Below are 24825 nucleotides of genomic sequence, written 5' to 3'. Positions count from 1 at the left end.
GCTTGAAAGGCCATATCATCCGTGAATATGCGTTCCGACTCCAGCGCCAAAGCGTCGATCTACGCGTTAAATCGTAGATCGAGCTCTCTAGGACGCCTAATTGAGGTTTTCGACGAGCAGCGCATCCACTCGCTGGAAGCCACGCGGAAGCTTGTTACCGCGACGCCCACGCTCACCTTTGTAGTGTTCGAGATCATCGGCCTTCAGCGACAACGTGCGTTTCCCGGCCTGCAACACCAAGGTGGAGCCTTCCGGAATGACGGCGATGTCCGTTACATATTCTTCGCGACTGGCGACACGTTCACCGGGAATACCGATGATCTTGTTGCCTTTGCCCTTACCTAATTGTGGCAGATCGCTGATTTTGAAGATCAGCAGGCGACCCTCGGTCGTGACCGAGGCCAGCCAGTTGTTCTCACGATCAGCCACCGGACGCGGCGCGATGACCTTGGCGTTGTTCGGCAGGCTCAACAGGGCTTTACCGGCCTTGTTCTTGGCTTGCAGGTCTTCACCTTTGACCACGAAACCATACCCGGCGTCGGAGGCGATCACGTACAGCGCATCGTCTTCGGGCATCAGCACGCATTCAAACGTCGCACCCGGTGGCGGTGTCAGACGACCGGTCAACGGCTCGCCCTGGCCGCGAGCCGACGGCAAGGTGTGTGCCGCGACCGAATAGCTGCGGCCGGTGGAGTCAATCACCACGGCAGACTGGTTGGAACGCCCCGCCGCCGAGATCTTGAAGCCGTCGCCAGCCTTGTACGACAGGCCGGTGGCGTCGATATCGTGACCCTTGGCAGAACGGATCCAGCCTTTTTCCGAGAGCACGACGGTGACTTTCTCGTTTGGCAGCAGATCGTGTTCGGTCAACGCTTTGGCTTCGGCGCGCTCGACGATTGGCGAGCGGCGGTCGTCGCCATAGGTCTCTGCATCCTTGATCAGCTCGGTGCGCACCAGTTTCTTCAGCTTGGCTTCGCTGCCCAGCAGGGCTTGCAGCTTGGCTTGTTCCTTGAGCAGTTCGTCCTGCTCATCGCGCAGCTTCATCTCTTCCAGTCGCGCCAATTGACGCAGACGCGTGTCGAGAATGTAGTCAGCCTGGATTTCGCTGAGGGCGAAACGCTCGATCAGCTTGGCTTTCGGGTGTTCCTCGGTACGGATGATGTGGATCACTTCATCCAGGTTGAGGTAGGCAATCAACAAACCGTCCAACAGGTGCAGACGACGCTCGACCTTGTCGAGGCGGAATTGCAGGCGGCGACGCACGGTCTGCACGCGAAATTCCAGCCATTCGACCAGCAATGCGCGCAGGTTTTTCAGCTGCGGCTTGCCATCCAGACCGATGATGTTGACGTTGACCCGGTAGGTCGACTCCAGCTCGGTGCTGGCAAACAGATGCTGCATCAGCGCGTCGTGATCGACGCGGCTGTTGACCGGAATGATCACGATGCGGCACGGGTTTTCGTGGTCGGATTCGTCACGCAGGTCAGCAATCTGCGGCGCTTTCGACGGTTTGGCCTGCATCAGCCCGGCGATCTGCTCCAGCACTTTGGCCCCGGAGACTTGATGCGGCAGCGCGGTGACGATGATGTCGCCGTCCTCGACGTGGTACACGGCGCGCATGCGCACCGAGCCCTTGCCGGTTTCGTACATTTTCAGCAGGTCGGCGCGCGGCGTGATGATTTCCGCTTCGGTCGGATAATCCGGGCCCTGAATGTGTTCGCAGAGCTGTTCGACCGTGGCTTTTGGCTCATCGAGCAAGCGCACGCACGCGGTCGCGACTTCGCGCAGGTTGTGCGGCGGTACGTCGGTGGCCATGCCCACGGCGATACCGGTGGTGCCGTTGAGCAGAATGTTTGGCAGGCGCGCCGGCAACACCAGCGGCTCCTGCAGGGTGCCGTCGAAGTTCGGGCCCCAGTCCGCGGTGCCCTGGCCCAGTTCGCTGAGCAGCACTTCGGAATATCGCGACAGACGTGCTTCGGTGTAACGCATGGCCGCGAAGGACTTGGGATCATCCGGCGCACCCCAGTTGCCCTGACCGTCGACCAGCGTGTAGCGATAGCTGAACGGCTGGGCCATCAGCACCATCGCTTCGTAGCACGCCGAGTCACCGTGCGGGTGGAACTTGCCGAGCACGTCGCCGACGGTACGCGCCGATTTCTTGTGCTTGGAATCGGCGTCCAGCCCCAACTCGCTCATCGCGTAGATGATCCGCCGCTGCACCGGTTTCAGGCCGTCGCCGATATGCGGCAGGGCACGGTCCATGATCACGTACATGGAGTAGTTGAGGTAGGCACTTTCGGTGAAGTCAGCCAGCGAGCGGCGTTCAACACCGTCCAGGCTAAGATCAAGGGGATTGCTCATGCAGGCCTCATCGGTTCGTTGTCTGGCGCAGCAGCATGGTGCCACCGCGCTGAGTAAATTCAAGTTTGTTCAGGGCGCTCATGCCGAGCAGCACCTGATCACCATGCAACCCCGGCGCCACCAGTGCGCGGACATCCCGCAACACGATGTCGCCCAGTTGCAGGCGAGCGATTTTTGTACGATAGCCATGGCTCAGGCCATTGGCCGTGCTCAGGGTCACACCGAAACCTTCTTCCAGCTTCAAACGCCTGGCCAGATCCGCCGGGATCGCGACATCGGTCGCGCCGGTGTCGAGCATGAACTCCACCGGTTCGCCGTTGATCTGACCGCTGGCGACAAAATGCCCTTGGGCATTGCTCGCCAGTTTCACTTCGATAAATCCTGCGCCCTGCTCCGAACTCACGACGACGTTCGGATTCTGCTGGCGTTGTTCCCACTGGCCAAAAAACCGCGTGGCCAGAAACAGCGCTGCGCACCAGGCCAGAATCATCAGCACCCGACCGGCGCGCTTGCCCGGCGGTTGCTGGCTCATGGCTTGGCGCTCCAGCCACCTTGCGGCGCTGCGAAGCGCCAGACAATCGGGCGGTTCTCGCCATCGGCACGCGGGCCGAAATTATTGTCGACGCCAATCCACGCACCGTCGGCATCGACGATCAACGCTTCTTCCAGCCCATAGTCCTGTGAATAGCGGCGATTTTCCTGCAACAGTTCGGCGGCGTACGACCAGCAGCGCTCGACCTTGGCCGTCAGCGGGTCGCGACGGCAAATCTCAAAGGCGTTGCGCTCGAGGGTGAACAGCTTGCCGTTGAAAAATGACAGGTCGGAAAAATCCCGGTCGACCGCTTTGGCTTTGGGAAACTGCGCCGGCTGCATTTCCTTGCCGCCTTCGCTCAGCAGCACACAGCGACCGTCGCAGTCCCACACCGTCTGCTGGCGCTTGATCAACAGCAAGCCACGGCTTTGGCGCTCGGCAGCCAACCACATCTGATCCCCCGCCGGATTGATCGCCAGACCTTCGAATATCGCGTTGAATTTCTGCAACATGCCCTTTGCTCGCGCTTCGCGAACCACAATCGGCGAGATCTTCAGCCAGTTCGCCGGGCCGCTGACAGGCAGTTGCAACACCGCCGCATGCCCCTCGCTGACGATGTAGCGATTGCCGGCGCTGTCGCAGCTGATGCCTTCGAAATCCAGATCGCCGCCGCGCACGAACGACGCCGCCCAGTTGCGCGAACGCAAACCCCAGGGCAGCCCGGTCTCGGGTAATTCAGGCACGTCGATGTGCACGGTTTCGGCCTGCCAGGTGGCTTGCCGCGTATCGAGGCGATAGATCTGATCATCGTCGCGATCGGACACCGTCCACAACTCGTTGCCACACTGCGCCAGCCCCGACAGGTTGCCGCCGCGCATGCCGTCTACCGGATGCTCGGACAGCACGCGCAACTCCGGCACCGGCTCGGCAAGCGCCGAAACAGAGGTCAGGAGTAACGCACACGCCAGGGCAAAGCCAACCCGCATCAACCAAGAACCTCAGCCAGGTTGCCTTTGGATTCCAGCCAGGATTTGCGATCACCGGCGCGTTTTTTCGCCAGTAGCATGTCCATCATTTCCGAGGTCGCGTCGAAGTCTTCCAGGGTCAACTGCACCAGACGCCGAGTGTTCGGGTCCATGGTGGTTTCACGCAGTTGCGGCGGGTTCATTTCACCCAGACCTTTGAATCGGGTGACCTGTGGCTTGCCGCGTTTTTTCTCGGCGACCAGACGGTCGAGAATGCCGTCACGCTCAGCCTCGTCGAGGGCGTAGTAGATCTCTTTGCCCAGGTCGATGCGGTACAGCGGCGGCATCGCGACGTAGACGTGACCGGCGTCCACCAGCGGGCGGAAATGCTGGACGAACAACGCGCAGAGCAAGGTTGCGATGTGCAGACCGTCGGAGTCGGCGTCGGCGAGGATGCAGATCTTGCCGTAGCGCAGCTGGGCGATGTCGGCCGAGCCTGGATCGACACCGATGGCCACGGCGATGTTGTGCACTTCCTGACTGGCGAGCACTTCGCTGCCGTCGACTTCCCAGGTGTTGAGGATCTTGCCGCGCAACGGCAGAATCGCCTGAAATTCCTTGTCCCGCGCTTGCTTGGCGGAACCGCCGGCGGAATCACCTTCGACCAGAAACAGTTCGGAACGCATCGGGTCCTGCCCGGCGCAGTCGGCCAGTTTGCCCGGCAGTGCCGGCCCCTGGGTGACGCGTTTGCGCTCGACTTTCTTGCTCGCTTTCAGACGACGGCCGGCGTTGTTGATCGCCAGTTCGGCCAGCGCCAGGCCGGTTTCCGGGTTGGCGTTGAGCCACAGGCTGAACGCGTCCTTGACCACACCGGAAACAAACGCCGCCGCTTCACGGGACGACAGACGCTCTTTGGTCTGGCCGGAGAATTGCGGCTCTTGCATCTTCATCGACAGAACGAAGGCAATGCGCTCCCAGACGTCTTCCGGCGCCAGCTTCACCCCGCGCGGCAGCAGACTGCGGAATTCGCAGAATTCGCGCATCGCATCGAGCAGGCCCTGACGCAGGCCGTTGACGTGGGTACCGCCCTGCGCCGTCGGGATCAGGTTGACATAGCTTTCCTGCACCGCGTCGCCACCTTCCGGCAGCCACAGCAATGCCCAATCGACCGCTTCTTTATTACCGGCGAAAGCGCCGCAGAACGGTTCGTCCGGCAGGCGTTCGAACTCACTGACAGCGTCGACCAGATAGGAGCGCAGGCCGTCTTCGTAATGCCACTCGATTTTCTCGCCGGTGCCTTTGTCTTCAAAGCTGACCAGCAGGCCCGGGCACAACACGGCCTTGGCCTTGAGCACGTGCTTGAGGCGGCTGATGGAGAATTTCGGTGAATCGAAATACTTGGGGTCCGGCGCGAAATACACGCTGGTACCGGTGTTGCGCTTGCCAACGGTGCCGACGACTTCAAGTTCGGTGGCCTTGTAGCCATCGGCGAACGTCATCTGGTACTCGTTGCCATCACGCTTCACGCGCACCCGGACTTCGGTCGACAAGGCGTTGACCACGGAAATACCCACCCCGTGCAGACCGCCGGAGAACTGGTAGTTCTTGTTGGAAAACTTGCCGCCCGCGTGGAGCTTGGTGAGGATCAGCTCAACACCCGACACACCTTCTTCAGGGTGGATGTCGACCGGCATGCCGCGGCCATCGTCGCTGACTTCCAGCGAGTGGTCGGCGTGCAGGATGACCTGCACCGATTTGGCGTGGCCGGCCAAGGCTTCGTCGACGCTGTTGTCGATGACTTCCTGGGCGAGGTGGTTCGGCCGACTGGTGTCGGTGTACATGCCGGGGCGTTTACGCACCGGGTCGAGGCCCGAGAGGACTTCGATGGCGTCGGCGTTATAAGAGCTAGCGCTGGGAGTGGCCATAGGGTCTCGTCGTCAGTCATTCATGAAATAGGGGCAAGACTTCACAGTGCGGTGAAATCGATTGCCTGATACAAATCGGCGCCAATGCCGGCAAAACTCAGCAACGCCGGCAATTGCCCGGCGAAACCCTGGAAACTGTGGTCGCCGCCGGCCTGGATGCGCAAGGCACAGGCGCGGTAATACTGCTGGGCGAGGCGATAATCCAATGTTTCATCGCCGGTCTGCAACCAGACCTGAAAACGCTGCGCATCCTGGGGCGCCGGCACTTCCAGTTCGGCCAGGGCCGCAACGTGGTCGTGGGTCAATTCCCAGGTTTCATCGGTGTACAGGTTTTTCTGCGTGCCCAGATAGCCGTCGAACATCCGGTGCGGGCTGACCGCCGGGTTGACCAGCAGGGCTTTCAGGCCATGGCGCTCGGCCAGGTGAGTCGCATAGTAGCCGCCGAGTGAGCTTCCCACCAGCAACGGCTGGCCTAGCTCGGCAATCGCCTGTTCCAGCTGACCGATGGCTTCACGTGGATGGTGATGCAGGGCCGGGACACGCAATTGCTCGCTCAAACCCAGCCGCCCCATCACCGCCACCAGCTGACAGGCCTTTTTCGAGGCCGGAGCGCTGTTGAAACCGTGGATATAGAGGATCGAACCGGACATTTGAGCTCCCTGGGTGTCGGTTTGGGTTTGCGGAGTTTACAGGGAGAGAAGAGCGGATTGGGGGTGGTTTCGAGAAATTGGTCATTCAGCAGGGGCGACCCTCACCCTAGCCCTCTCCCAGGGGTAGAGGGGACTGATTGGGGGTATTGGCGAAATACGTCGACTTGAAAGATCTTCACCGAATCCATAATCAACCGGGTCTTTCAAGTCGACGCAAAGCGCCAGACACCGCGGTCGGCTCCCTCTCCCTCGGGGAGAGGGCTGGGGTGAGGGGCTTTTGATTCGCTCTCAGTACCCGTTGGAGCCGTAGTCGACGGTGAAGTCGAAGCCAGTCACGCGCTCAACCCCGGTTTCCAGCCGTCCATCCGGCAACAACCGCAACCAGCGATACCCCGGTGCCTGCTCACCGACCTTGAAGTCTTCACTCCCCGGCTCGAACTGAATGCAGGTCGAAGGTGACGCCATCAAACGCACGCCATTACGCTCGCGATCAATTTCCTGATGCACATGCCCCCACAGCACCGCCCGCGCCTGCGGAAAACGATCCAGCACCTCGAAAAACGCCTCTGGATTGCGCAAACCAATCGGCTCCATCCACGCACAACCGATCGACACCGGATGATGGTGAAAACACACCAGATGATGACGCTCCGGCGCTTCGCTCAACGAGCGGGCCAGTAGCTGCAACTGATCGTCCTGCAAATACCCCGGCACCGAACCCGGTACCGCCGAATCGAGCATCGTCACACGCCAGTTGCCGAGATCGACCACCGATTCGAGCAACGCGCTTTGCACGGCAGCCTCAGCCATGATCATCGGTTCGTCGTGGTTGCCGGGAATCCAGCGCGCCGGCGCATCGATCTGCGCGGTCATTTCACGAAATTGCTGATAGGACTCCAGCGTGCCGTCCTGAGAAATATCCCCGGTGGCCAGCATCAGATCGATCCGTGGCTGCTGCCCCAGGACCAACTCGATGACCTTTTGCAGGCTCTGGCGGGTGTTCATGCCCAGCAGCGAGCCATCCGCTTCGGCGAACAGATGGCTGTCGGACAACTGCACCAGCAACGCCGGATCGGCGGTGGTCAATGTGGATACGCTCGGCAAGGCGTTCTCCCAAGGCAAAAGCACGGAATCGTTAAGTGCCGCAATTATGCTGGGGGATCACTGAAAGAGGAAACCGAGGAACCGGACGCAGTTCACAACTAGCGTACGACTTCGTACTCGTGCCCCAGCGCCAGACAATGACTCAGCCATTCCCCCAGGAACAGATTGAGCTGAGCTTTTTCATCGGGCTGATGCATCGCGGCGTTCGGGTAAGGATAGATGCCGCGAAAGCGTCGTGCATGTTCGGCGCTGATCACTTCAGCCATACGCGCGTCGTGATAGACCTGAACTTCCAGTTGCGGCACCGGCAGCCACGGCAGGCTGTGCTCCTGGCGCACCTGCAACGTGGTGGTATATGGACAGGTTTGCAGCACTTCGAGGGCCAGTACGCCGAGCATCTGCTCGCCCTGAGTCACGGCGATGCGCCGCGCCTCGGGCTCGTTGCGCATGTCCGGCACCAGTCGCATCAGGCGCGCGTAGTTGGCCTCGCAGGCAGCCTGTAGCCCCACGAGGTCGACTCGATAACGATCGCGCAACTTGTTTACAACCATAACCCCCTCACTTCGGCGCGGTTGAGCGCCAGCCACTGCAAAGCGATGATGCTCGCCGCGTTGGCAATGCGTCCGTCACGGACGGCCTGCAAGGCATCTTCAAAGGCCCAGACCGTGACGCGGATATCTTCTGCCTCTTCCTCCAGCCCATGCAGGCCGCCAACGCCATCGGTGCTGCAACGCCCCAGATACAGATGCACGAACTCGTTGCTGCCGCCCGGTGACGGGAAATATTTGGTCATCGGCCAAAGGGCCTTGATGTCCAGCCCAGCTTCCTCCTGCGCCTCGCGGTGAGCAACTTCTTCCGGCTGTTCATCCTTGTCGATCAGACCAGCGACCAGTTCTACCAGCCACGGATTGTCAGCCTTGCCCATCGCGCCGACGCGAAACTGCTCGATCAGCACCACTTCGTCGCGCTGCGGATCGTACGGCAGCACGCACACGGCATCATGACGCACGAACACTTCACGATTGATCTCGCGGCTCATGCCCCCGGCGAACAGCTCATGGCGCAGGTGCACACGGTCGAGCTTGTAGAAGCCCTGATAGCAGCTCTCGCGGCGCACGATGTCGACGGCGGTCGGAATGGCGTTGGCAAAATCAGTCATGAGCATCCTCGTTTACTGCGAATCCATTACGAGGTTGCTTATCGTTACCGGCAACCTCGACTTCGCGCCATCCTAACGCGCCCGTACCGTTTGATGCAGCCCCTTTACCGTCATCGGGATGGACGGTGGCGGCGAAACCCACTCTAATTAGCTTAGTGGCGAACTGACTGCTTCGTTGAGAGTCGAAGCGGTAACTTTTTGCCTTCCCCTGCTTTCGAAAGGACGCCCATGTCGCTTTTCAAAATTGCCTCCGTGGCCGCCATTGCCCTGACCCTGGGCGCGTGCGCGAGCCTGTTCCAGCCCAACTATCGCACGCCGCTGGAAACCACCCGAGATGCGTCGGAACAGCTGAAACCGGGATGTTCCACCCCTGATTGCCCGCTGGTGAACATCGACACCCTGCGTTTCCCGGCAGAGCCCGCGCTGGACCCGATCATCGAAAAACGCCTGCTGCAAATGACCCGCACCGAGCCGGGCGCGCCTGTCGCGCCGACGCTGGCGGCCTACCGCGAGCAGTTCCTCGCCAACGCCGGCCCGCGCAACAGCAGCTATCTGCAAGCGAAAGTACGTGAGCAGCATGACGGCTTGGTGATCATCGAATTGTCGAGCTACCTGGACACCGGTGGCGCGCATGGCACACCGGGTCGCGGTTTCATCAACTATTCGCGCCAGCAGCACAAAGTGCTGAACCTGTCCGACATGCTGATGCCGGGGCAGGAAGAGGCGTTCTGGAAGGCTGCGCAAGTGGCGCACAACAGCTGGCTGATCAGCACCAAGCTCGATCAGGAGCCCGAGTTCGTCAAGAGCTGGCCATTCGTGAAAACCCCGCACGTGGCGTTGACCTACGGCGGGGTGATCCTCAAGTACGAAACAAGCACCATCGCGCCTTACGCGCTGGGCCACGTCGAACTGAAGATCCCTTATCCACGTCTGAACGGCATTCTCAAGCCTGAGCTGTTTCCCGGCCGTAACTGAAGGCGCGACCGAGCACAAATTGCAGCAGCCCTGCCAGCACCAGCGCCGGCAGGGTGGCGCCGATGTCCGGATACAGATTCGCCAGCAAGTGATAGGTGCTGACACCCCCCAGCCACGCCAACAACGCCGGCCAGCGCAACGCGGCTGATGCGACCTGCCCCCGGCGCTTGCGCAGGATGAAGTGATCCACCAGCACCACGCCGAACAACGGCGCAAACACCGAGCCGATCAGCAGCAGGAAATTCTGGTATTGCGCCAATGGCGCCAGCAGTGCAATCAGCGTGCAGATGACGCCGATGGCGAGCGCCAGATGCTCGACTTTCAGGCGCAACAGAATCCCGCTGGACACCGCTGCCGAATGAATGTCGGCGAAGGCGTTTTCCGATTCGTCGAGCAGGATCAGCAGCAGCGGAATACCCAACCCGGCACCGGCCAGTGCCAGCAGCAACGCATTGACTTCACCGCTCGGCGCGAACGCCAGGGTGTAGGCCACGCCAAGGCTCATCAGCCAGAAGTTACCGATGAAGAAACCGACAGCCGTGCCGCCGAAAACGTTCTTCGCACGCTTGCCGAAACGCGAGTAGTCGGCAATCAGCGGCAGCCACGACAGCGGCATGGCAATGGCGATGTCGAAGCCCACGGCGAATGGCATCGAACCGTCACCGGCACGCGCCCAGAGCGCCGTCAGATCCGCCTTGGCGAACAGGTTCCAGGTCAGCCAGAGGCACGCAGCCAACAGCAGCCAGATCCCCCATTTGCGCAGGATCTGCCGGACAAACGTCAGCGGCCCGCTGACGGCAAGCAGGGTTGCCAGAGCGCCGAAGAACAGCGTCCACAACACCGGGTTGGACCACAGCGAATCTTCGCTGAATGCGCGGGTGCCGAGCAGGCTGGCCGCATCACGCATGACGATGATTTCGAACGAGCCCCAACCGATCAGTTGCAGCAGATTGAGCAGCGCCGGCAGGCTCGCACCTTTGCTGCCGAGGCTGAGTTTGAGTGCAGCCATCGAAGACAGACCGGTGTCGCTGCCGATCACGCCGACGGCCGCCAGCAGCAAAACGCCGACCAGCGTGCCGAGGAAAATGGCCAGCAGCGAACCGGACAAGCCCAGACCCGGCGCAAGCAATGCGCCGGTCTGCAGCACCATCAGGCCGATGCCGAGGGAGAACCACAGGGAAAACAGATCGCGACCGCCGAATACACGTTTGTCGGCGGGCACGGCGAGGTCGGGGGAATAAGTGCTGGGTTGAATGCTCAAGGGTGTTATCTCAGAGGGACATTTGTTGTTGTGTTGACCGCATTCGCGAGCAGGCTCGCTCCCACATGAGAATGCATTCCAATGTGGGAGCGAGCCTGCTCGCGAAGGGGCCCTTGCAGGCCCACTCTTTCAGGTCAGATCAAACCTTCTTGTACAGCTGACTGCCTTCCTTCTTGAACCGCTCAGCCTGTTCCGCCAGGCCTTGGGCGACGTCCACGTCGACCGCTTCGATCCGCTGGTTGGCCGCGTATTCGCGGACTTCCTGAGTGATCTTCATCGAGCAGAATTTCGGCCCGCACATCGAGCAGAAATGCGCGACCTTGGCCGAGTCTTTCGGCAAGGTTTCATCGTGGTACGAACGCGCGGTATCCGGATCGAGGCCGAGGTTGAACTGGTCTTCCCAACGGAATTCGAACCGCGCCTTGCTCAAGGCGTTGTCGCGGATCTGTGCGCCCGGGTGCCCCTTGGCCAAGTCCGCTGCGTGCGCGGCGATCTTGTAGGTGATGATCCCGGTCTTCACGTCATCCTTGTTCGGCAGACCCAAGTGCTCCTTCGGCGTCACGTAGCAAAGCATGGCGCAACCGAACCAGCCGATCATCGCCGCACCGATACCGGAGGTGATGTGGTCGTAGCCCGGCGCGATGTCAGTGGTCAACGGGCCAAGGGTGTAGAACGGCGCCTCGTCGCAGCATTCCAGCTGCTTGTCCATGTTCTCTTTGATCAACTGCATCGGCACGTGACCCGGGCCTTCGATCATGCACTGCACGTCGTGCTTCCAGGCGATTTTGGTCAGCTCGCCGAGGGTTTCCAGCTCGCCGAATTGCGCTTCGTCGTTGGCGTCGGCAATCGACCCCGGACGCAGGCCGTCGCCCAGCGAGAAGCTGACGTCGTAGGCCTTCATGATTTCGCAGATTTCGTCGAAATGGGTGTAGAGGAAGTTCTCTTTGTGGTGCGCCAGGCACCACTTGGCCATGATCGAACCGCCACGAGAAACGATGCCCGTCACACGCTTGGCGGTCAGCGGCACATAGCGCAACAGCACGCCGGCGTGGATGGTGAAGTAGTCGACGCCCTGCTCGGCTTGCTCGATCAGCGTGTCGCGGAACAACTCCCAGGTCAGGTCTTCAGCGGCGCCACCGACTTTTTCCAACGCCTGATAGATCGGCACGGTACCGATCGGCACCGGCGAGTTGCGGATGATCCACTCGCGGGTTTCGTGAATGTGCTTGCCGGTGGACAGGTCCATCACCGTGTCCGAACCCCAGCGAATGCCCCAGGTCAGTTTCGCCACTTCTTCTTCAATGGACGAACCCAAAGCACTGTTGCCGATGTTGCCGTTGATCTTCACCAGGAAGTTACGGCCGATGATCATCGGTTCCAGTTCGGTGTGGTTGATGTTGGCCGGAATGATCGCGCGACCACGGGCAATTTCTTCTCGGACGAATTCAGGGGTGATGACTTTCGGCACGCTGGCACCGAAGCTGTGCCCGGCGTGTTGCTGGTCCAGCAGCCCGGCGGCGCGAGCCACTTCGAGCTTCATGTTTTCGCGGATGGCGACGTATTCCATCTCGGCGGTAATGATGCCTTTGCGCGCGTAGTGCATCTGGCTGACGTTGGCCCCGGCCTTGGCGCGGCGCGGGTTGTTCACGTGGGCAAAGCGCAGTTTGGTCAGCTCGGCATCGGCCAGGCGTTCCTGGCCAAAATTGGAACTCAAGCCAGGCAGGCGCTCGGTATCGCCACGGGATTCGATCCACGCCGAACGCACATCGCCCAGGCCTTTGCGCACATCGATGATGACGTTGGGATCGGTGTACGGGCCCGAGGTGTCGTACACGACGACCGGCGCGTTGATCTCGCCGCCGAAGTCGGTCGGGGTCACGTCGAGACTGATTTCGCGCATCGGCACGAGGATGTCCGGGCGCGAACCCTGAACGTAGACTTTTTGCGAACGGGTGAACGGCTTGACCGATTGCTCGTCGACCTTGGCCGAGTCACTCAGGTTGATCGCGTTTTTTGGTTTTGTAGTCATCACGGGCTCTCCAGACATCATCCAGGCAGTGGATTGTCGGAGCAGAACCTGAAAGGCACGGACGCACCAGGACTGGTGCTGTGCATCGTCGTCGAGCGTTCGATTGTCGAACAATTTCCCGGACGAAGCACAAGAGGACTCGCCGGGTGACGAGAAATCTTGTTCCCTACGCAGGCGCTAACCTGATCAGGTTCAACGGGATCCGAAATTATTCGATCTCAGCCTCATAGCAAGGCACCCCGACAAGAACCCGGCCAGTCTAGACACAACCGGCAAAGAACGCCAACACCGCGGCAAACACCATGATGAATGGCGCAATTAACGGATTGTTGCCGAACGCAGGCGCAACTACACTCGCTCTGCCTCGTCGAGCCTTGACGCTACAGGGGCCGCGCCTTACCTTTGGCGCCCGGATTACTTCCATAATATTCATGCTAGGGATCGCCTCATGCTGCGCAAACTTTCACTGGCTCTTGCCGTGTCTTGTGCGTCCAACGCAATGGCCTGGGCAGCAGAAGCGCCCTTGTCGACCAAAACCGATCTGGTCAGCGTCTATCAGGAAGCGGTCGACAACAACGCCGACCTGGCCGCTGCCCGCGCCCAGTACGGTGCACAGAAAGAAGTGGTACCGCAGGCTCGCGCCGGATTGCTGCCGAATCTGTCCGGTGGCGCCGAAGTCGCTGACGTGCGCACTTCGCTCGACCAGCCTTCAGCCATCGCCAACCGCAGCGCTCACTCGTATCAGGCGACCCTGGCTCAGCCGCTGTTCCGCGCCGATCGCTGGTTCCAGTACCAGGCTGCCAAAGACGTCAACGAACAAGCCGCGCTGCAACTGTCGGCCACCGAGCAGAACCTGATCCTGCAATCGGCCGAAAGCTACTTCAACGTGCTGCGCAGCCAGGACAACCTGGCCTCGACCAAGGCTGAAGAAGCCGCGTTAAAGCGCCAGCTCGACCAGTCCAACGAACGCTTCGACGTCGGCCTGTCGGACAAGACCGACGTGCTGCAATCGCAAGCCAGCTACGACACCGCCCGTGCCAACCGGATCGTCGCGCAACGTCAGGTCGATGATGCGTTCGAAGCGCTGATCACCCTGACCAACCGCCAGTACAACTCGATTCAGGGCATTGTCCATACGCTGCCGATCCTGCCGCCGGCACCGAATGACGCCAAGTCGTGGGTCGACACCGCCGCCCGACAGAACCTCAATCTGCTCGCCAGCAACTACGCTGTCAGCTCCGCCGAGCAGACCCTGAAACAGCGCAAGGCCGGCCACTTGCCGACCCTCGATGCGGTGGCCAAATACGAAAAAGGTGACAACGACGCCCTCGGTTTCGCCAACCCGAACTCATTCGGCGCGCCGTACGGTGGCAATGTTGAACAAAGCACGCTGGGTTTGCAGTTGAACATCCCGATCTACAGCGGCGGCCTGACCAGCTCCCAGGTGCGTGAGTCCTACTCACGCCTCGATCAAACCGAGCAGCAGCGCGAAGCCCTGCGCCGGCAAGTCGTCGAAAACACTCGCAACCTGCACCGCGCGGTGAACACCGACGTCGAGCAGGTACAGGCGCGCCGTCAGTCGATCATCTCCAACCAGAGCGCGGTGGAAGCCACGGAAATCGGTTATCAGGTGGGCACGCGCAACATCGTCGACGTGCTCGATGCGCAGCGCCAGTTGTATACCTCGGTGCGCAACTACAACAACACGCGTTATGACTACATCCTCGACAACCTGCGCTTGAAACAGGCCGCGGGGACATTGAACCCGGGGGATCTGGAGGATCTGCGCCGTTACCTGAAGGCCGATTACAACCCGGACAAGGATTTCCTGCCGCCGGATCTGGCCAAGGCTGCGGAAGAGCAACTCAAGGCCCGCCCTTAAACGCAAAAGATCGCAGCCTTCGGCAGTTCCTACATTGGAATGCATTCCCCTGTAGAAGCTGCCGAAGGCTGCGATCTTTTTGCTTTATTTGATCAGTCGGCCCAAGCCATCCAGCAATCGCTGCAACGCGCCCTGATTGCGGCGCATCACCGCCAGCCCCGCATCAGCCATACGCTGTGCATCCCGTGGCAGTTCGAACAGGCGCTGGACTTCCACTGCCAGCCCTTCGGCATCATCCACTTCAGCCAACGCCCCGGCCTCGCGCAACTGCGCGGCGATGTCGAGGAAGTTGAACAGGTGCGGGCCGCTGATCACCGGTTTCGCCAGTGCGGCGGGCTCCAGCAAATTGTGCCCGCCATTCGGCACCAGACTGCCGCCGACAAAGGCGCTGTCGGCCAAGGCGTAAAGAAACAGCAGCTCACCCATGGTGTCGCCGAGCAGCACCGAAGTTTGCGCATCGACATTGGCGGCGGTCGAACGACGCAGTGTGGCAAAACCTTCGCGCTGACACAGTTCGAACACCGAGTTGAAGCGCTCCGGGTGACGCGGTACCAGAATCAGCAACGCATCCGGATGATTGGCCAACAAACGCCGATGGGCGTTCAACACCACTTCATCCTCGCCTTCATGGGTGCTGGCAGCGATCCACACCGGTCGCTCCAGCGCCTGCCACTGGCCACGCAATTGGGCGGCGCGTTGCAGCAGTTGCGGGTCGATGGTCAGGTCGAATTTGATCGAACCAGTGACTTCGACGGTCTCCGGACGCGCACCCAGATCGCGGAAGCGCTGAGCTTCGGCCTCGGTCTGCACGGCAAAAAAACTCATTTCGGCGAGCATCGGCGCGGTCAGTTTGCTGAAGCGGCCATAACCCTTGGCCGACCGTTCAGACAATCGCCCGTTGGCGAGCGCCACCGGGATGCCGCGTTTGGCGCACTGATGAATATGGTTGGGCCACAGTTCGGTTTCCATGATCACGGCCAGTTTCGGCTGTGCGCGATCAAGAAAGCGCGCCGCTGCACATGGCAAGTCATAGGGCAGGTAGCAATGCTGGATGCGCGGCTCGGTGGCGAACAGTGCCTGAATCCGCTCCGAGCCGGTCGGGGTCATGCAGGTCACTGTTATCGGCAGCTGTGGATAACGTTGCAGCAACGCGCGGATCATCGGCGCGGCGGCGATGCTTTCGCCCACCGACACCGCGTGTACCCAGATGCCGCCGGGTTGCAGCGCCGGCATCGCGCAAGAGAAACGTTCGCCAATGCGCTTGGCATACGCCGGCGCCTTGCGCGCCCGCAGCCACAGCCGAATCGCCACCAATGGCAGCCCCAGGTAAAACAGCGCGGTGTAAAGAGTTCTATTCATGGCGGCGGAGTTTATCGACTTTTTCCATCGATCGCGCGCAAGTGCACGGCAAAACGCTCGGCCAGCCAACGCGCAGCCGGGCCGAGCGGCTCGTCACGCCGCCAGACCAGCTCCACCACCAGCGCTGGCGGCGTCCATTCGCTGTCGAGTTCGACCATCAAGCCCTGATAGGCCGAGTACTGCACCACGTGCCTGGGCAGCCACGCCCAGCCTAGATCGCGCACGAGCCATTCGGCCATCACGTAAAAACTGTCGGCACGCCACACCTGTGGGCTGGCCGGCTCGTTGCCGGGGTAGACACTGGTTTGCGTCGACATCAACAGCTGCCGGTGTTGCGCCAGTTGCTGGCAGGTGACGTAGGGCTGCGTCGCCAACGGATGATTGATCCCGCAGACCGTAACCATTTCCACGCTTCCCAGCACTCGTCGCTCCAGCGCCTCGGGGATTTCATCGTGATAGAACAGCAGCCCGAGATCAGCGCGGCGCTCGACGAGTTTGCGCGCGACTTCGCCTTGAGCCGCGCTGGTGAGTTGTACTTCCAGGCTGGGAAATTGATCGGCCAGCGCGCCGAAACTTTCCACCAGCGCCTGATAGGGCATCGCCTCATCCTGCGCCACGCGCAGTTGCGCTTCCTGGCCGCGCATCATCGCCATGGCCCGGCCATTCAGACGCTCACACTGGCGCAAGACTTCTCGCGCCTCCTCTAGCAGCGCCTCCCCCGCTTCGGTGAGCCTCGGCTGGCGACCGCTGCTACGCTCAAACAGACTCACGCCCAGATCGTCCTCGAGCATAGCGATGGCACTACTGATCGCCGACTGCGCCTTGCGCTGCTGCCGGGCCACGGCGGAGAACGAACGCTGTTCGGCGACCGTGATAAACACGCGTAACTGATCCAGATTCCACTGCATACTCATCGCGCAACCCATCTCCCAAACAGATAGGTAATGACTTTACCGCATCTGAACAATCTCTAAAATGCCGACCTCAGAAAGTAACGCTACACATGAGGATTACACATGAACGCCTACGCCTACCTTGCCATCGCCATCTGCGCCGAAGTCATGGCCACCGTTTCGATGAAAGCGGTCAAAGGCTTCAGCACGCCGCTGCCGCTGCTGGTAGTGATCGTGGGTTACGCCATCGCGTTCTGGATGCTGATCCTGGTAGTGCGCACAGTCCCGGTGGGTGTCGCTTACGCGGTGTGGGCCGGGATGGGCATTGTGATGGTCAGTATCGCGGCGCTGTTCATCTATGGGCAGAAACTGGATGTGCCGGCGATGTTGGGGATGGGGTTGATTGTTCTGGGCGTTGTGGTGATTCAACTGTTCTCGAAAACTGCCGGCCATTAAAAACCAATCACAGTACCTGTGGGAGCGAGCCTGCTCGCGAAGAGGGCGTACACCGCTTTCGCGAGCAGGCTCGCTCCCATATCTGATTTTGCATCCAGCCTGTTGATCATCGACAAATCCGCCTCTTTCCCGAGTCTGTATACTGCGCTCTCGTCTTGAACACTGAGGTCGCTGCATGCCATCCGTTATTTCCACCGACGTTCTGATTGTCGGCGCTGGTGTCGCCGGCCTCTGGCTGAATGCGCGCCTGCGCCGTCAGGGGTTTTCGACCGTACTGGTGGAAAGTGCCAGCCTCGGTGGCGGGCAGAGTGTGAAATCCCAAGGCATCATCCACGGCGGCGCCAAGTACGCGCTGCACGGCGCGTTGACCGGCGCTTCGGAAGCCATCGCCGACATGCCGCGACGCTGGCGTGAAGCGCTGGCCGGCAACGGCGAGCTGGATCTGAGCGGCGTGCGCCTGCTCTCCGAAGCCCATTACCTGTGGTCGCCGGGCACCCTCGCCGGCAACCTCACCAGTTTCTTCGCCAGTAAAGCCGTGCGCGGCCGCGTCGATCAGGTCAAGGGCGATCAACTGCCGCCAGCCCTGCAAGACAAGCGTTTCAAGGGCAAGGTCTATCGTCTGGCCGAACTGGTGGTCGATGTGCCGAGCCTGATCCAGCGTCTGGCCGATCTGGCCGGTGACGGTCTGCTCGCCGGGCAGACCATCGAGCCGTTGCTGGAAGCAGGCGTGCTGGTAGGCCTGAAGGTCGACGGTCGCGAGATCCGCGCCCAGCGCATCGTGCTCAGTGCTGGCGAAGGCACCGCGCATTTGCTCGAACACCTGGGCCTCAGCAAACCGGCCATGCAGCGCCGGCCGCTGCACATGATCCTCGCCAAAGGCCCAGGCCTGAAACCGCTGTACGCCCACTGCCTGGGTGGCGGTACCAAGCCGCGCATTACCGTCACCACGCATCCGGCGGCTGATGGCCAGTGGGTCTGGTACATGGGTGGCGACATTGCCGAAAGTGAAGGCGTGAACCGCGAACCCGCCGAACAGATAGCTACCGCGCAAAAAGAAATCGCCCAGTTGTTGCCGTGGATCGACCTCAGCACCGCGCAATGGGCGACGTTGCGCGTCGACCGTGCCGAGCCGCTGCAAACCGGCCTGACGCGCCCGGACAACGCGTTCCTCGCCGAAGAGGGTCGCTTGCTGGTCGGCTGGCCGACCAAACTGGCGCTGGCGCCGGACTTTGCCGACCGAGTGATGGCCTCATTGCAGCGTGACGGTATCCAGCCGCAACCCGGCGAACCGTTGCCGTCGCTGCCAAAACCACCGATGGGCGTTCCGGCCTGGGAGCAACTGTTGCCATGAGCATTGCCACCCTGCATGACTTTCACCGCCCACTGGGCAGTACCGGCCTGACGGTCTCACCGCTGGGCCTGGGCACGGTCAAACTTGGCCGCGATCAAGGTGTGAAATACCCCAACGGCTTCCAGATTCCCGATGACGACGAAGCTCGGATGCTGCTCAGGCAGGCACGCGAGTTGGGCATCAACCTGATCGACACTGCCCCGGCCTACGGTCGCAGCGAAGAGCGTCTTGGTCCGCTGTTGCGCGGCCAGCGTCAGGATTGGGTGATCGTCAGCAAAGTCGGCGAAGAGTTTGCCGACAGCCTCTCGCGACACGATTTCAGCGCCGCGCATACGCGCTTGTCGGTCGAACGCAGCCTGAAACGTCTGGAAACGGACGTTATCGATCTGGTGCTGGTGCACTCCGATGGCAACGACCTGGCCATCCTTGAGCACGAAGAGGTTTATGCCACACTCGCCGCGCTCAAGGCCGAGGGCAAGATTCGCGGCTTCGGTTTTTCCGGCAAGACCGTCGAAGGTGGCCTCAAAGCATTGGAGCAAGGCGACTGCGCGATGGTCACCTACAATCTGAACGAACAAAACGAGAAGGCTGTCATTGACTATGCTGCTGCGCACGGCAAAGCCATTCTGGTTAAGAAGGCCCTGGCCAGCGGTCACGTTTGCCTGAGCCCGGGCGTGGATCCGGTGCGCGCTAGCTTCGAGTTGCTTTTCGCGCAACCTGGCGTCGCCAGTGCTATCGTCGGGACGATCAACCCGCTGCACCTCGCCCACAACGTTGCGACCGTAGCCCAAGTCCTTCGTAGTCACTGACGCCGCCCCGCGGCCTTAAGCAGGAGCCGATATGCCGCGCACGCTCATCAGAAAGAACCCGAGCAACTTCAAGACTCTGCCACTGTTCGTCGAAGCTACGCCCGAAGGCCTGACGTATCAGAGCGTCGGGATGCCATTGAATTTCACGCAGACCTTGCAGCGACGCAAACCGGTCAGCGTGGCGGACGCCGAGCGCTTCTCGCTGGAACTGGCGAATCTGGGCGTCTCGGTGCGCCTGACCCTGCATTGGCAAAATCGCGACTACTGGGTGCTGGTGCGCCAGCGCCGGCAGGATCGCGGCGATGTGGTACTGAAGCTGATATCCGGTTACGTACCGGCTCACGAACTGAATATTCCGCTGCACACAGCCATTCAAGAGATTGCCGAAGAGTGTTTGCTTGAAACCCCCGAAGGCTGGCTCGGCGGGCGTTTCAACGACACTTGGCTGCCGGCGCCCTACTCGTCCGCCCTGCACTATCGCGAGGCTTTGCCGTTTCGGTTGACGCCACTGTCCGGTTCAGCGCGGCCCATTCGTAGCGCCAATCTGCAATTGCTGGAGCGGCCGCGCGCTTATGTGCATTTGCCGACAGCGTCGCTGCAATTGATCTACGACTTGCGCCTGGACGTGCCCAAGGAAGCCAAATCCCTGAGCCTGTTCCACGTCGATGAGCGTCTGGAAGGCGATCAGCTGGTGGCGCGGCTCGACCGCAAGCGACCCGATCTGTACTTGATGCCACTCAAGGACGGCGCGCCAGTGGCCGAGCTGTACACCCTCAAGCGCGACAAACTGCTACCGGCCAGCACGCGCGGACTTTATCTGGCCGAGAGCTTTGCGAATCAAGAAGGCTGGGTGGTGCGCGAAGAGCGGATTCGCTGGAAAGACTGGCTCGTGCAACAGGGCCTGCAACCGGCAAAGCCCCCTCGTGCAGGCCTCAAGCAGCTAAGTCTCAAGGCGTTGCGCCTTGTTGGCCTGGGCAAGAAGCGCGCGCGCTGACTGCCGGTTAGCGCCGGCGATCCAGCCACGTACGCAACGTGGCGAAGAAGTGGAAGTAGCGATTCTCGCGTTTGCCCATACCGCGCTTGGGCGAAAACGACTCCTCGGCAAAGGCGCCGGTAATACGCACTCGCGAAGCCTGGGTCTTCAGTGTGCAAACCTTGGCGCCGGCCTGCTGCAACGCGAATTTGAGCAAACGTTCGGAATGCAGCTTCCTCCCCGTCACCTTGCAGAACTCGAAGATGCGCTCGATCCGCTTGCCATACGCGACGTAAGTATCGCGACCGCAAATGGCAAAGCGGTCGTTCAATCCACCCCACCATTGCCAGTCGGGAATGTAGACATTGTGCCGCCGCGCTTCTGGATGATTGAACACATAAGCAGGTAGCGGGTTGTGGAAGAAATTGTCCGGCCGCACGAACACCACAAAATCGGGATTGAAGGATTCAATCATGCTGGTGACGGTGTGCAGTGAGTTGAGCTGATAGGTCAGGTTGCGCAACGATGCAAAATCATCCGCCCAGGTGTCGCCCTGTGCTTTGACTTGCTCGAAATCCCAACGCTCCAGCACGCCTTCGGTCGAGGTCAGCGACCCGGTCATCGACTCGAATGGCTGGTAATTGTCCGCCGCCAGCTCGCCTTTCTCGCCTGAACGGGAGTTCTGCACTTCATCGATTTTGTACAGGTGATAAAAGCACTTCACGTCGCTGCCCGCAGGTAACTGCGCCAGTACGTTCTGCTCGATGGAAGGAAAACAAATCGGCGAGTTTCTCGGGATACCGAAAAAAGCCACGGCAATTTTCAACACTCAACAGCACCTTTTCGAAAGTTGTACGGGTAGGCCGGCACGGACTCGCTTATTTGCGGCGAAACAACTTCTGCCACCAGCGGCGGGGTTGCAGCGGCACGACGATGACGTCCGATTTCTGCAGCCAGTCGCGCTCGTAATCCCACGCATGCCCACCCCACAGTTTTCCAGCTTCGTTGGAAAACCCCAGGGTCATGAGCTGATAGGTGTACCCGGCGTGACCGCGCAACCAGTCGAACAGCACGAGCGTGTTGAAACCGGTGGAGGGGCCAACGTAGCGCTTGCCGCCCGGCCGGTCGACCGGATAGTTCCAGAGCGGTGGCAGCGGAATGCGATCCCAGTACATGGCCACCCGAGTCAGCGGACTCATCGGTGCAGCACAGCCGACCAGCATGGTGAAACAGCGCTCACCCGCCTGATCAAACAGCCGCTGCACGTCCGGCCCCAAGGGCAGGCCAAAAAAGTACGCGTCCTGCGCGTTATAGCCATGCACGACGACGTTCACGCTTCGCGAGTCGAGCACAGACGCCTTGATACAGGTATTGAAGCTGACGACGACGTCATCGACGCCAATGTTCAACGCCTGAAAATCCGCCGCCGTAATGGCCGGATTGTTGGCAATCAATACGACCCGAGGCGCACGGCTCAGGCATGCCAGCAATGGCGCGGGCAGCGCCTGCAGAACAGACTGGTCACCGCCAGGCAGCGCATCCAGCGCCATGTGTTCGTCCTTCATTCAGGTCGGCACCTTCATCCCGTGGCGTAGCTTGACCCAGAACTGCGTGAACGCCGAAGGCGGCTGCCATGGGCGCATCTCGCGCTGGATTTCCGTTGCCAGGGCCTGGCCAACGCGGGCGAAAGAATAGCGACTTTGCGCAAACTCCTGCCCCTTCATGGCGATACGCTGCGCCAGCTCCGGGTCGTCCTGCAGCAGTTTGATCTTCGCAACGGCCTCGTCTGCACTGCGGTAAAACACGGTGTTGTGCATGTCTTCGAAGCCGAGCAACTGGTCTTCTTCACCCTGGCTCCAGGCCAGCAGCACGCAGCCACAAGCCATGGCTTCAAAATTCTTGATCATGAACTCGTTCATGCCGATGTCGGCACTGACGAAGATCTTGATGCGATTGAGTGTTTCGAGGTATTCCGAACCCGATTTCGTGCGAGTCACCAGCATGCCGGTACGTTGCGCGAGCGACTCAAGCATTGCCTTGCGCTCGGCGTACTCGGTGCTTTTCAGGCTGCCCAGAAAACCGATGGGAATATCCCGCTCGGCGCCGGTATTGCGCAGCATCTGCTCGTCGTAACCCTTGGAGACGAAGACGGTGTCGATGCCTTCAGCGAGCATTTTGCGGGCAACTACGGCGCCGGACACCAGCGCGCGGCAGCTCGGCAGACGACTGTAGAGACGCGAATACACGCCACGGTATTTACTCGCGGGCATGTAGTTCTGGTAGGCATCGTGCTCGAGGAACACCAGCCCGGGAATGCACTTGAGCACGCGCAATTGCGGTACCAGGCGCTTGACCCGGGAGAAGATCACCACGCGATCGAAAGTCTGATAATCGACCGAAGCCAGAAACGGCCCCAGGTTCATCTGTTGCTGCTTGCTCAGACGGTAGATGACACATTCATCACAGTTCTGCTGCACGATGTCGTAAAGCCGGTCGAGAATGACCCGCTGTTCGTGCATCACCAGGAGCATGACTTTCATAAGTTAATTGACCACGTGACGTAGGCAGGCAAGCGCATCGGATTCAAACCTGCCAGCTTCAACGGAAACGGTAAAATCCCCAAGGCAAAATCCGCGCACACGCAGTACACAACGATAAAAATTCATCTGCTCAACGACTGCGAATTTTTTCGACAATCGCGGTTGTCGAGCTATTTTCAACCAGCCCCAGCACTTTCACGGTGCCGCCATAAGCTGTCACGATGTCGGCGCCGACCACTTGGTCGATCCCGTAATCGCCGCCCTTGACCAACACATCCGGCTTGACCTCACGCAGCAGGTTTTCCGGGGTGCCTTCAGGAAAACTGATGACCCAGTCCACCGCGCCCAACCCTGCCAGAACTGCCATGCGGCGGTCGACACTGTTGATCGGGCGACCCGGCCCCTTCAAGCGACTGACCGAAGCATCGTCATTGACCGCGACAATCAGACGATCGCCCTGGGCGCGCGCCTGTTCCAGATAGGTCACGTGGCCGGCGTGCAGAATGTCGAAGCAGCCGTTGGTGAACACAATCTTTTCGTTATGCGCACGGGCATCGGCCACCGCGAGAACCAACTGCTCCAGGCCCAGGACACCGCGCTCGGAGCCTTCTTCACGCTGAATGGCGCGACGCAGTTCCGGAGCACTGATGGCCGCCGTACCGAGTTTGCCGACCACAATGCCTGCGGCCAGATTGGCCAGCGCCACGGCATGGGGCAGCTCTTCGCCGGCGGCGATTGCAGCAGCCAGCGTCGAGATCACCGTGTCACCGGCACCGGTGACGTCGAACACTTCTCGCGCACGGGCCGGCAGGTGCAGCGCCGGATGATCAGGACGCAGCAGGGTCATGCCGTGTTCGCCACGGGTCACCAGCAGCGCACCGAGTTCAAGGTCGTGCATCAGCGCAGCGCCCTTGCTCACCAGCTCATGCTCATCGGCGCAACCGCCGACGATGGCTTCGAATTCACTGAGGTTGGGGGTGATCAGGCTGGCGCCACGGTAGATCGAGAAATCCTTGCCCTTCGGGTCGGCCAGCACCGGGATATTCCTGGCACGGGCAGCCTGAATCAGCGCCTGATGATTTTTCAGTGCGCCTTTGCCGTAGTCGGACAACACCAGCACCTTGATGCCTTCCAGCAGATCATCGACCTGCGAGGCGAGAGCCAGGGCATCGGTGGCAAACGGTTCTTCAAAGTCAATTCGCAGCAATTGCTGGTGCCGGCTCATGACCCGCAGCTTGACGATGGTTGGCTGGTGCGCAATGCGCTGGAACAAGGCACGTACACCCGCGCCCTTGAGACTGTTGCTCAGGCTGTCGGCAGCCTCGTCGTCACCGGTCACGCCGACCAGTGACGCCGGCGCACCCAGCGCGGCAATGTTCAAGGCAACGTTCGCGGCACCGCCCGGACGATCTTCGATTTGCTCGACTTTAACGACCGGCACCGGCGCCTCAGGGGAAATCCGTGAGGTTCCGCCATGCCAGTAACGGTCGAGCATGACATCGCCGACCACCAAGACAGGGGCTTGATCGAATCGCGGCATGGACAACTTCATGGAGCAACCCACATACAAAATGAACAGGGGCGCGATATTAACACAGGGT

At 60.8% G+C, this 24825-nt stretch carries 22 protein-coding genes and 1 riboswitch; of the genes, 6 read left to right on the top strand and 16 right to left on the bottom strand.

The features are described from left to right. Positions 1–96: 96 nt before the first annotated feature. The 8 genes from parC to IEQ42_RS06750 form a co-directional block, all read right to left on the bottom strand. Positions 97–2361 carry a DNA topoisomerase IV subunit A gene (gene parC / locus IEQ42_RS06785; protein WP_210702992.1) on the bottom strand — a complete coding sequence of 755 codons (2265 nt, stop codon included), beginning with the start codon at positions 2359–2361 and terminating at the stop codon, positions 97–99. Positions 2362–2368: 7 nt separating this feature from the next. Continuing rightward, positions 2369–2893 (bottom strand): retropepsin-like aspartic protease family protein, encoded by a 525-nt coding sequence (locus tag IEQ42_RS06780; protein ID WP_210702991.1) that lies wholly within the window; start codon positions 2891–2893, stop codon positions 2369–2371. Then, positions 2890–3879, bottom strand: coding sequence for an esterase-like activity of phytase family protein (locus tag IEQ42_RS06775; RefSeq protein WP_210702990.1), 990 nt, complete (start codon positions 3877–3879; stop codon positions 2890–2892). The genes IEQ42_RS06780 and IEQ42_RS06775 overlap by 4 nt, the downstream gene beginning before the upstream one ends. Further along, on the bottom strand, positions 3879–5783 hold the full coding sequence (parE, locus tag IEQ42_RS06770; RefSeq protein WP_150602659.1) for a DNA topoisomerase IV subunit B: 1905 nt from the start codon (positions 5781–5783) through the stop codon (positions 3879–3881). The genes IEQ42_RS06775 and parE overlap by 1 nt, the downstream gene beginning before the upstream one ends. A 41-nt stretch (positions 5784–5824) precedes the next feature. After that, positions 5825–6433, bottom strand: coding sequence for a YqiA/YcfP family alpha/beta fold hydrolase (locus IEQ42_RS06765; protein WP_210702989.1), 609 nt, complete (start codon positions 6431–6433; stop codon positions 5825–5827). A 288-nt stretch (positions 6434–6721) separates the two neighbouring features. Then, complete coding sequence (gene cpdA, locus IEQ42_RS06760; RefSeq protein WP_210702988.1) at positions 6722–7537, bottom strand: 3',5'-cyclic-AMP phosphodiesterase; 816 nt, start codon at positions 7535–7537, stop codon at positions 6722–6724. A gap of 98 nt (positions 7538–7635) precedes the next feature. Next, positions 7636–8088, bottom strand: a complete 453-nt coding sequence (locus tag IEQ42_RS06755; RefSeq protein ID WP_042557354.1) for a DUF1249 domain-containing protein — start codon at positions 8086–8088, stop codon at positions 7636–7638. Next, complete coding sequence (locus IEQ42_RS06750) at positions 8079–8696, bottom strand: NUDIX domain-containing protein (RefSeq protein ID WP_115145950.1); 618 nt, start codon at positions 8694–8696, stop codon at positions 8079–8081. Before IEQ42_RS06750 ends, IEQ42_RS06755 begins: the two co-directional genes overlap by 10 nt. A 228-nt stretch (positions 8697–8924) precedes the next feature. Between IEQ42_RS06750 and IEQ42_RS06745 the strand changes: the two genes are divergently transcribed. Further along, positions 8925–9671, top strand: a complete 747-nt coding sequence (locus IEQ42_RS06745; protein WP_210702987.1) for an RsiV family protein — start codon at positions 8925–8927, stop codon at positions 9669–9671. Here the strand turns inward: IEQ42_RS06745 and cytX are convergent. Together cytX and thiC are read right to left on the bottom strand one after the other, a co-directional pair. Then, the gene (gene cytX / locus IEQ42_RS06740; protein ID WP_210702986.1) at positions 9640–10932 is read right to left on the bottom strand and encodes a putative hydroxymethylpyrimidine transporter CytX; all 1293 of its coding nucleotides are present in this window, start codon (positions 10930–10932) and stop codon (positions 9640–9642) included. The genes IEQ42_RS06745 and cytX overlap by 32 nt on opposite strands. Positions 10933–11071: 139 nt before the next feature. Continuing rightward, on the bottom strand, positions 11072–12961 hold the full coding sequence (gene thiC / locus IEQ42_RS06735) for a phosphomethylpyrimidine synthase ThiC (protein ID WP_042557350.1): 1890 nt from the start codon (positions 12959–12961) through the stop codon (positions 11072–11074). Positions 12962–13107: 146 nt separating this feature from the next. Continuing rightward, positions 13108–13213: riboswitch (TPP riboswitch) on the bottom strand. A 196-nt stretch (positions 13214–13409) separates the two neighbouring features. On the opposite strand from thiC, the gene IEQ42_RS06730 reads away from it, so the two are divergent. Continuing rightward, the gene (locus IEQ42_RS06730; protein ID WP_210702985.1) at positions 13410–14843 is read left to right on the top strand and encodes a TolC family outer membrane protein; all 1434 of its coding nucleotides are present in this window, start codon (positions 13410–13412) and stop codon (positions 14841–14843) included. An 84-nt stretch (positions 14844–14927) separates the two neighbouring features. Here the strand turns inward: IEQ42_RS06730 and waaA are convergent, their stop codons facing one another. Together waaA and IEQ42_RS06720 are read right to left on the bottom strand one after the other, a co-directional pair. Continuing rightward, entirely contained in the window at positions 14928–16202 is a 1275-nt protein-coding gene (gene waaA, locus IEQ42_RS06725) for a lipid IV(A) 3-deoxy-D-manno-octulosonic acid transferase (protein WP_210702984.1), read from the bottom strand. Between the two features lie 11 nt (positions 16203–16213). Continuing rightward, on the bottom strand, positions 16214–17116 hold the full coding sequence (locus tag IEQ42_RS06720; RefSeq protein ID WP_210702983.1) for a LysR family transcriptional regulator: 903 nt from the start codon (positions 17114–17116) through the stop codon (positions 16214–16216). Between the two features lie 102 nt (positions 17117–17218). On the opposite strand from IEQ42_RS06720, the gene IEQ42_RS06715 reads away from it, so the two are divergent. The 4 genes from IEQ42_RS06715 to IEQ42_RS06700 all read left to right on the top strand — a co-directional run bounded on the left by IEQ42_RS06715 (position 17219) and on the right by IEQ42_RS06700 (position 20705). Next, the gene (locus IEQ42_RS06715; protein ID WP_210702982.1) at positions 17219–17551 is read left to right on the top strand and encodes a DMT family transporter; all 333 of its coding nucleotides are present in this window, start codon (positions 17219–17221) and stop codon (positions 17549–17551) included. 175 nt (positions 17552–17726) lie between these two features. After that, positions 17727–18902 (top strand): NAD(P)/FAD-dependent oxidoreductase, encoded by a 1176-nt coding sequence (locus IEQ42_RS06710; RefSeq protein WP_042557344.1) that lies wholly within the window; start codon positions 17727–17729, stop codon positions 18900–18902. Then, positions 18899–19711 carry an aldo/keto reductase gene (locus tag IEQ42_RS06705; protein WP_210702981.1) on the top strand — a complete coding sequence of 271 codons (813 nt, stop codon included), beginning with the start codon at positions 18899–18901 and terminating at the stop codon, positions 19709–19711. The genes IEQ42_RS06710 and IEQ42_RS06705 overlap by 4 nt, the downstream gene beginning before the upstream one ends. Before the next feature lie 31 nt (positions 19712–19742). Continuing rightward, entirely contained in the window at positions 19743–20705 is a 963-nt protein-coding gene (locus IEQ42_RS06700) for a metal ABC transporter ATPase (protein WP_150687570.1), read from the top strand. 7 nt (positions 20706–20712) lie between these two features. Here IEQ42_RS06700 and IEQ42_RS06695 read toward each other — a convergent pair whose 3' ends face one another. The 4 genes from IEQ42_RS06695 to hldE all read right to left on the bottom strand — a co-directional run bounded on the left by IEQ42_RS06695 (position 20713) and on the right by hldE (position 24776). Then, positions 20713–21513 (bottom strand): hypothetical protein, encoded by an 801-nt coding sequence (locus IEQ42_RS06695; RefSeq protein WP_210702980.1) that lies wholly within the window; start codon positions 21511–21513, stop codon positions 20713–20715. A 49-nt stretch (positions 21514–21562) separates the two neighbouring features. Continuing rightward, complete coding sequence (locus IEQ42_RS06690; RefSeq protein ID WP_210702979.1) at positions 21563–22249, bottom strand: hypothetical protein; 687 nt, start codon at positions 22247–22249, stop codon at positions 21563–21565. Continuing rightward, positions 22250–23224 carry a glycosyltransferase family protein gene (locus tag IEQ42_RS06685; RefSeq protein WP_210702978.1) on the bottom strand — a complete coding sequence of 325 codons (975 nt, stop codon included), beginning with the start codon at positions 23222–23224 and terminating at the stop codon, positions 22250–22252. Between the two features lie 130 nt (positions 23225–23354). Continuing rightward, positions 23355–24776 (bottom strand): bifunctional D-glycero-beta-D-manno-heptose-7-phosphate kinase/D-glycero-beta-D-manno-heptose 1-phosphate adenylyltransferase HldE, encoded by a 1422-nt coding sequence (gene hldE / locus IEQ42_RS06680; protein WP_210702977.1) that lies wholly within the window; start codon positions 24774–24776, stop codon positions 23355–23357. Positions 24777–24825: the final 49 nt, after the last annotated feature.

This window comes from Pseudomonas iridis (assembly GCF_017980685.1).
GTDB classification, from domain to species: Bacteria; Pseudomonadota; Gammaproteobacteria; order Pseudomonadales; family Pseudomonadaceae; genus Aquipseudomonas; species Aquipseudomonas iridis.
The sequence above is the reverse complement of the archived record's forward strand: the minus strand, read 5'-3'. Positions and strand labels throughout refer to the sequence as shown.